This window comes from Quadrisphaera sp. DVD1 (assembly GCF_058932755.1).
Genome location: NZ_JBZYWI010000149.1, coordinates 1 through 7,371, shown reverse-complemented (window position 1 = coordinate 7,371; position 7,371 = coordinate 1). Strand labels below are relative to the sequence as shown.

At 77.0% G+C, this 7,371-nt stretch carries 10 protein-coding genes; 4 read left to right on the top strand and 6 right to left on the bottom strand.

Annotated elements, in window-relative coordinates; all coding sequences use genetic code 11:
* The 3 genes from AC5FZL_RS14080 to AC5FZL_RS14070 all read right to left on the bottom strand — a co-directional run.
* Nucleotides 1-459: TIGR04222 domain-containing membrane protein (locus tag AC5FZL_RS14080; protein ID WP_493619518.1), on the bottom strand; the 459-nt coding region annotated here is incomplete at its 3' end.
* A gap of 24 nt (nucleotides 460-483) precedes the next feature.
* A complete protein-coding gene (locus AC5FZL_RS14075) occupies nucleotides 484-1,449 on the bottom strand; it encodes a zinc-binding dehydrogenase (RefSeq protein WP_493619517.1) in 966 nt (321 codons plus the stop codon).
* A gap of 9 nt (nucleotides 1,450-1,458) precedes the next feature.
* On the bottom strand, nucleotides 1,459-2,349 hold the full coding sequence (locus AC5FZL_RS14070) for a YihY/virulence factor BrkB family protein (protein WP_493619516.1): 891 nt from the start codon (nucleotides 2,347-2,349) through the stop codon (nucleotides 1,459-1,461).
* 127 nt (nucleotides 2,350-2,476) lie between these two features.
* Between AC5FZL_RS14070 and AC5FZL_RS14065 the strand changes: the two genes are divergently transcribed.
* A complete protein-coding gene (locus AC5FZL_RS14065; protein ID WP_493619519.1) occupies nucleotides 2,477-2,551 on the top strand; it encodes a 50S ribosomal protein bL37 in 75 nt (24 codons plus the stop codon).
* A 61-nt stretch (nucleotides 2,552-2,612) separates the two neighbouring features.
* Here AC5FZL_RS14065 and rsrA read toward each other — a convergent pair whose 3' ends face one another.
* A complete protein-coding gene (rsrA, locus tag AC5FZL_RS14060; RefSeq protein ID WP_493619515.1) occupies nucleotides 2,613-2,894 on the bottom strand; it encodes a mycothiol system anti-sigma-R factor in 282 nt (93 codons plus the stop codon).
* Nucleotides 2,891-3,517 carry a sigma-70 family RNA polymerase sigma factor gene (locus tag AC5FZL_RS14055; RefSeq protein WP_493619514.1) on the bottom strand — a complete coding sequence of 209 codons (627 nt, stop codon included), beginning with the start codon at nucleotides 3,515-3,517 and terminating at the stop codon, nucleotides 2,891-2,893. The genes rsrA and AC5FZL_RS14055 overlap by 4 nt, the downstream gene beginning before the upstream one ends.
* 195 nt (nucleotides 3,518-3,712) lie before the next feature.
* On the opposite strand from AC5FZL_RS14055, the gene AC5FZL_RS14050 reads away from it, so the two are divergent.
* The 3 genes from AC5FZL_RS14050 to rsgA all read left to right on the top strand — a co-directional run bounded on the left by AC5FZL_RS14050 (nucleotide 3,713) and on the right by rsgA (nucleotide 6,681).
* Nucleotides 3,713-4,231: a DoxX family protein gene (locus tag AC5FZL_RS14050; RefSeq protein ID WP_493619513.1), complete on the top strand. Its 519-nt coding sequence runs from the start codon at nucleotides 3,713-3,715 to the stop codon at nucleotides 4,229-4,231.
* A 79-nt stretch (nucleotides 4,232-4,310) separates the two neighbouring features.
* The gene (aroA, locus tag AC5FZL_RS14045) at nucleotides 4,311-5,594 is read left to right on the top strand and encodes a 3-phosphoshikimate 1-carboxyvinyltransferase (RefSeq protein ID WP_493619512.1); all 1,284 of its coding nucleotides are present in this window, start codon (nucleotides 4,311-4,313) and stop codon (nucleotides 5,592-5,594) included.
* A 19-nt stretch (nucleotides 5,595-5,613) separates the two neighbouring features.
* Entirely contained in the window at nucleotides 5,614-6,681 is a 1,068-nt protein-coding gene (gene rsgA, locus AC5FZL_RS14040; RefSeq protein ID WP_493619511.1) for a ribosome small subunit-dependent GTPase A, read from the top strand.
* A gap of 54 nt (nucleotides 6,682-6,735) precedes the next feature.
* Here rsgA and AC5FZL_RS14035 read toward each other — a convergent pair.
* The coding region (locus AC5FZL_RS14035; protein ID WP_493619510.1) for an MFS transporter at nucleotides 6,736-7,371 on the bottom strand (636 nt) is incomplete at its 5' end.

Here is a 7,371-nt window from a genome sequence, read left to right as displayed (position 1 = left end):
CTCGGCCCTGGCCCGGCGCAGCGCCTGCCGGCCGAGGGCCGTGGGGGCCCACCCCTCCCGGCCACCGCGCAGGCGCGCGAGCGCCCCCGCCGGGCGCAGCAGGCCCTCGTCGGCCAGCCGCTGCGCGATCGCGGTCAGCCGGACGTCGCTCTGCGCCCGCCAGCGGACCGTCGCGAGCGACCACACTGCGCGCGTCCCGATGGCGTCGAGCACCGCCGCCTCGACGGGCCCGTGGCGGTGGGCGTCGCGCGCCTGCAGCGCTGCGGTGTCGAGCACCTCGACGCGCCCGCTCTCCAGCAGCGAGGCCAGGACGGCGTCGACCGCGCGGGCCGGCCCCCCTGCCAGGACGGCGACCTCCCCGACGTCGAGGGATCGCAGCGCGAGGGTGCCGGGTGTCGCCATGGCGGGCCTCCGTCGGTCGAGGCGGCGGGCTCCCGCCGCAGCAGCAAGGTCCCACACCGCGGCCCGCCGGGGAAGGGCCCCTCAGACCTCCAGGACGACCTTGCCGAACACCTCTCCGGCGGCCAGGCGGCGCAGGCCCTCACCGGCGTCGGCGAGCGGCAGGACGGCGTCCACGAGGGGGCGCACCCCGGTGGTGGCGCACATCCGCACGAGGCGCTCGAGCTCGGCGCGGCTGCCCATGGTCGAGCCGACCACCCGCAGCTGCTGGAAGAACACCCGGTTCAGCTCGGCCGGCGGCAGGTCGCCGGAGGTGGCGCCGCACACCACCACGGTGCCGCCGGGCCGCAGCGCCCGCAGCGTGTGGGCCCAGGTGGCCTGGCCCACGCTCTCCATCACGGCGTCCACCCGCTCGGGCAGGCGCGCGCCGGTCTCGAACGCCGCAGCGGCGCCCAGGGCCAGCGCGCGCTCGCGCCTGGCCCCGTCGCGGCTGGTCACCCACACCCGGTACCCGGCCGCCGTGCCCAGCGCCACGAGGGCGGTGGCCACGCCGCCGCCGGCGCCCTGCACGAGCACGGTCGAGCCGGGCGCCAGGCCGGAGCGGGTGAAGAGCATCCGGTAGGCGGTCAGCCACGCCGTCGGCAGGCACGCCGCCTCGGCGAAGCTCAGCTCCGGCGGCTTGGGCACGAGGTTGCGCTCGGGCACCCACACCTGCTCGGCGAGGGTGCCGGGGTGGCGCTCGGAGAGGATCGAGCGGCGCGGGTCCTCGGTCTCCTCCCCCGGCCAGGACGGGTCGGCCACGACCGCGTGGACGACGACCTCGCGACCGCGCTCGTCGACGCCGGCGCCGTCGCAGCCGAGCACCATGGGCAGCCGGTCGGCCGGCAGCCCGACGCCGCGCAGGCTCCACAGGTCGTGGTGGTTGAGCGAGGCGGCGCGCAGGTCGACGCGCACCCAGCCGTCCGGCGCCGGCTGCGGCGCGCGGTCGGCCACCTCCAGCCCGGCCAGCGGGTCGTCGGGGGTGGTGGCGACGGCGCGGGCGGCGAGCACCCGCTCACGCTAGCGGCGCCGCTCGCTCCCGACCCGCTGGTCCGGTCCCTCGTGCAGCCGCTCGGCCTGGCGGGTGGCGACGTAGCCGACGAGGACGACGAGGTGCAGCAGGTACATCCACAGCAGCACGGCGGTCGCGGCGCCGACGGCGGTCAGCCCGCCGAAGGGCGCGCCGAGGTCGATCGGCAGGGCCAGGAAGAGGGTGAACCCCTGGAGGAAGCCGGAGACGAAGGCGCCGGTGACCAGGCCGCCGACGAGCGCGAGCGGCCACGGCGGCGGGTCGGGCGAGACGATGCGGAACGACCACACCAGGGGCACCGAGACCGCGATCCAGTCGACGTTCAGCGCGACGTAGACGCCCAGCGCGGTGCCGCCGACGCCCTCGGAGAACAGGTCCGCCAGCAGCGGCGTGACCGCCAGCACGCCCAGGAGCAGCAGCGGGGCCACGGCCAGCAGCGGCAGCACCGACAGCCGGCTGCGCCAGCCGACGAAGCGGTGCTCCACCCCGGCCAGCGAGGAGTACGCCCGGCCCAGGCCCTCGCCGTACATGCTGGCCGGGAGGGTCACGAACAGCGCCACCCACCAGCTCGTCTGGACGGCGTCCCGGATCAGGGAGCGGGCGACGTCCCCGGCGCCCAGGGCCGCGGGCAGCGCCTCGGCGAGCGAGCCCGCCAGCTCCTCCATCCGGCCCTGGCCCACGACCTCGGTGGCGAGGCGACCGGCCAGCAGCACCAGGGGGACGGCGGAGATGGCGGCGTAGAAGGTCACCGCGGCCCCGTGGAGGGCGAGGTCCTGGTGGCGGAGCTGGTCGCGGACGGCGGCGGGGAGCTGGCGCAGGACCTGGCGCCAGGGCACCACGGCCCCGGGCGGTGCGGGGGTCGCGGGGGTCGCGGGGGTCACTGGCCCGATCATGCCCGCCGCGAGGGCGACGGGCGCTGCGTGGGCGCTGTGGGACCATGGGGGCGACCCGGCCGGCACGCTCGTCAGCCGCCGGTCAGCACCCCGATCGCGACGGAGGAGGTCCACCATGAGCAAGCGCGCTCGCAAGCGCCGCGCCCGCAAGTCCGGCGGCGCGAACCACGGCAAGCGGCCCAACGCCTGAGCCCCGTCCGGGACGCGTCGCGGACGCGGCCCGGGCAGGCGGTACCACCACCGGGGGCTGCTCAGCCCTCGGTGGTGATCCGCACCTCGGTGATCCGGGCCAGGATGCGCCCGCGGAGCTCCTCGGGAGCCCGGTCCTGGCAGGAGCGGCGCACCAGCGCCTTGAGCGCGGCCTCGAGGTCGTACTCGCGCAGGCACGGCGGGCACTCGTCGAGGTGCTGGCGGATGCGCGTCAGGTCGCGCTCGGTGAGCTCGCCGTCGACGTACTCGTAGATCCGGTCGAGGAAGGCCGAGCAGTCGGGCTTGTGCGCGCCCGGGTCGCGACGGCCGTCGGTGCGGGTCACGACGCCTCGCTCCCCGACGCCGCGGCGGCCGGGACGAGCCCGCGGTCGCGCGCGTAGTCCTCGAGCAGGGCCCGCAGCTGGCGGCGGCCGCGGTGCAGGCGCGACATCACCGTGCCGATGGGCGTGCCCATGATCTCGGCGATCTCCTTGTAGGCGAACCCCTCGACGTCGGCGTAGTACACCGCCATCCGGAAGTCCTCGGGGATCGACTGCAGCGCCGTCTTCACGTCGGAGTCGGGCAGGTGGTCGAGCGCCTCGGTCTCCGCCGAGCGCAGGCCCATGGAGCTGTGCGCCTCGGCGCGCGCCAGCTGCCAGTCCTCGATCTCCTCGGTCTGGGCCTGCTGCGGCTGCCGCTGCTTCTTGCGGTAGGTGTTGATGTACGTGTTGGTGAGGATCCGGTACAGCCAGGCCTTGAGGTTCGTGCCCGGGCGGTACTGGTGGAAGGAGGCGAACGCCTTGGTGAACGCCTCCTGGACCAGGTCCTCGGCGTCGGCGGGGTTGCGCGTCATCCGCAGCGCGGCCGAGTAGAGCTGGTCCAGGTGCTGCAGGGCCTCGGCCTCGAAGCGGGTCGTGCGCTCCGCGGCGCTCTCCTGCTCGGGCGCGCGGGTCACGTCCTCAGTCATCGAGACCGAGGGTAGTCCCCGGACGCCGCCCCGGGCGACTCGCACCGGGCCGTGACCCCCGGTCAGGGGATCGAGTGTGACGAGCAACGCTCCTCCTCCGGCGACGGGCGCTCACCCGTCCTGGTGCCAGCAACGCCGCCCCTCCCGGCCTTGTTCCGCCGTGCGGGCGCCCCTGTGGTGCGGTAGGCAGTGGCCATGACCATCGTGCGCCGCATCGCCCGCCCCCTGCTGGCCGCCCAGTTCATCAACGGCGGCCTCGACCAGCTCCGCCGACCCGCGGGCAACGCCGCCCACGGCGGCCCCGTGATCCCCGCCCTGGCCGGCCTGAGCGTCGGTCCCGTCACCCTGCCGTCCGAGCCCGAGGGCCTCGTGAAGCTCAACGGCGCGATCATGACCGGCGCGGGCTCGCTGCTCGCCATCGGCCGCTTCCCGCGCCTGGCCGCGCTCGTGCTGGCCGGCTCGATCGTGCCGACGACGCTCACCGGCCACCGCTTCTGGGAGCGCGAGGACCCGGACCAGCGCCGCCACGACCTCCACGAGGTGCTCAAGAACGCCGGTCTGCTCGGCGGCCTGCTCATCGCCTCGGTCGACACCGCCGGCAAGCCGGGGCTGTCCTGGCGCGCCAAGCGGGCGGCCCGCGACACCCGCCGCGCCGCGAAGCTGGCTACGGCCGCCTCGGCCAAGAAGGCCCACAAGAAGGCCAAGCACGACTGACGACCGACCTCCCCCGCCCGCGCCGCGTCCGCCCCGTGCTCACCACGGGGCGGCGCGGCGCTCGCCGTAGGCTCCGCGCGTGACCCAGCAGGCCTGGGCGGCCCCGACCGCCCCCTCCCCCGTGGACGCCACCGTCGTCCTCCCCGGGTCGAAGTCCCTGACCAACCGCTACCTCGTGCTGGCCGCGCTGGCCGAGGGCCCGTCGGTGCTGCGCGCACCGCTGCGCTCGCGCGACACGCTGCTCATGGCCTCGGCCCTGCGCGCGCTGGGCGTGCGGGTCGAGGACGACGAGAGCGACGCCTCGGGCGGCTGGCTCGTGACGCCGGGCCCGCTGACCGGCGGCGGCCTCGTCGACTGCGGCCTGGCGGGCACCGTGATGCGCTTCCTGCCGCCGGTGGCCGCCCTCGCCCAGGGCAGCACCACCTTCGACGGCGACGCCCGGGCGCGCGAGCGCCCGATGGCCCCGGTGCTGACGGCCCTGCGCTCCCTGGGCGCCGTCCTCGACGACGACGGCCGCGGCCGCATGCCGTTCACCGTGGCCGGCGCGGGGCACCTGCGCGGCGGTGAGGTGGTGGTCGACGCGAGCGCCTCCAGCCAGTTCGTCTCCGCCCTGCTGCTGGCCGGCGCCCGCTTCGACGAGGGCCTGCTCCTGCGCCACGTCGGCGAGGCCCTGCCCAGCACCCCGCACGTGACGATGACGGTGGAGGTGCTGCGCGACGCCGGCGTCGCGGTCGACGACTCCGAGCCCGACACGTGGCGCGTCGCGCCCGGGCCCATCACCCCCCTGGACGTCACGGTCGAGCCCGACCTGTCCAACGCGGCGCCGTTCCTCGCCGCCGCGGCGGTCACCGGCGGGCGCGTGACGGTGCCCGGCTGGCCCGAGCGCACCACCCAGGCCGGCGACGGCCTGCGCGACCTGCTCGACCAGATGGGCGCCGAGGTCGACCTCACCCGCGAGGGCCTGACGGTGCGCGGCACCGGCGAGCTGTACGGGGTGGACGCCGACCTGCACGACGTCGGCGAGCTCACCCCGGTGGTCGCGGCGCTCGCCGCGCTGGCCGACGGTCCCTCGCACCTGCGCGGCATCGCCCACCTGCGCGGGCACGAGACCGACCGGCTGCACGCCCTGGCCACCGAGCTCAACGCCCTGGGCGGCGACGTCACCGAGACCGACGACGGCCTCGTCGTCCGCCCCCGGCCGCTGCACGGCGGCCTGTTCTCCACCTACGCCGACCACCGGCTGGCCACGGCGGCGGCCCTGCTGGGCCTGCGGGTGCCGGGCGTGGAGGTCGAGGACGTCGAGACCACGGCCAAGACCCTCCCGGACTTCCCCGGCCTGTGGCTGGGGATGCTGGGCCGGTGACCGGCGTGGAGGTGGCCCCGTGAGCCCCGGCGAGCAGCGCCGCCGTCCGGACGAGCGCGACATCCGGGTGCGCCCGAACCCCAAGGGGTCCCGGCCGCGCACGAAGGACCGTCCCGAGCACCGCGACGCCGTCGCCGGCCGGATCCTGACGATCGACCGCGGCCGCTACACCGCCCTGGTCGACGAGGGCGGCGACGAGCGGGTCGTGGTGGCGATGAAGGCCCGCGAGCTGGGGCGCGCGAGCATCGCCGTGGGAGACCGGGTGGGGCTGGTCGGCGACGCCTCCGGGGCGCCCGACACCCTGGCCCGCGTGGTGCGGGTGGAGACCCGGGCCACCGTGCTGCGCCGCACGGCCGACGACACCGACCCGGTCGAGCGGGTGCTCGTGGCCAACGCCGACCAGCTCGTGGTCGTCACCGCCGTGGCCGATCCCGAGCCGCGCCAGCGGCTGGTCGACCGCTGCCTGGCCGCCGCCTGGGACGCCGGGATCCAGCCCGTCCTGTGCCTGACCAAGGCCGACCTCGGCGACCCGGCGCGCGCGCTGGCCGCCTGGGCCTCCCTGGACGTCCCCTCCCTCGTCGTCCGCCGCCGCCCCGACGGCTCCCTCGACGGCCTGGACGCCGTCCGCGAGCGCCTGACCGGGCACGAGAGCGTGCTCGTGGGCCCCTCCGGCGTCGGCAAGTCCACGCTCGTCAACGCCCTGGTGCCCACTGCGCTGCGGGCCACCGGCGGGGTGAACGCGAACACCGGCCGGGGCCGGCACACCTCGTCGTCGGCCGTCGCGCTGCGCCTCCCGGCCGGCGACGACGGGAGCGCCGGTGGCGGCTGGGTGGTCGACACCCCCGGCGTCCGCAGCTTCGGCCTGGCGCACGTCGACCCCCAGCGCCTGGTCGGCGCCTTCGGAGACCTCGAGCCGGGCACCGCCGGCTGCCCCCGCGGCTGCAGCCACGACGAGGCCGACTGCGCGCTGGACGCCTGGGTGGCCTCCGGGGCGGCCGGGCCCGCGGGAGCGGCCCGGCTGGAGTCGCTGCGCCGCCTGCTGCGCAGCCGCGCGGGCGAGGGCGACGAGGCCGACCGCTCCTCCTGACGACGAGGCGCAGCGGCCGGAGGACCCCACGTGCTCGTCGGGGCCGGCCGTCGCTCAGGCGCGCGCGGACGCCGTCCGCACGGCGAGCCCGCCGGTGACGGCCATGCCCGCCACCGCGGCGAGCACGGCGAGCATCGGCCACGTCCAGCCACCGGAGGCGCTGTGGACCGCGCCGACGACCAGGGGCCCGGCAGCGGCGACGGTGTACCCGCCGCCCTGCACCAGCGCCGACAGCCGCCGGCTCTCCGCCGTGCCGCGCGCGAGCCGCACCACCCCGGTGAAGATCGCGGTGAAGCCGCCGCCCTGGGCCGCTCCCCCGAACACGCACCACACCGCCCACCCCTGCGGCGCGAGCACCAGGCCCAGCGGCAGCACCGCCCAGCCGGCGCAGACGACGACCAGCGCCAGCCACGGGCGGCCGAGCAGGCGCACCAGGACCGGCGTGCCGAACGCCCCGGCGACGGCGGTGACCTGGAAGATCGACGCCGACAGGCCGGCCTGCGCGGCGCTGAGGCCGCGCAGGTCGCCGAGCAGGGCCGGCAGCCAGGCGGTCGTGCCGTAGTAGCTGAACGCCTGGCAGCCGAAGGCGGCGGTCAGGCCCGCGGCCGCCCACCGCCAGCGCGCCCGCGACGGCGCCGCGGTCGCCTCGGGTGCGGGGGTGACCGCCTGTCCCCTATACACATATCCGAG

Excerpts from the sequence above, each read along its gene's own strand:
- AC5FZL_RS14055 (WP_493619514.1), bottom strand. The coding sequence starts at position 3,517 with ATGACTGAGGACGTGACCCGCGCGCCCGAGCAGGAGAGCGCCGCGGAG.
- AC5FZL_RS14050 (WP_493619513.1), top strand. The coding sequence starts at position 3,713 with ATGACCATCGTGCGCCGCATCGCCCGCCCCCTGCTGGCCGCCCAGTTC.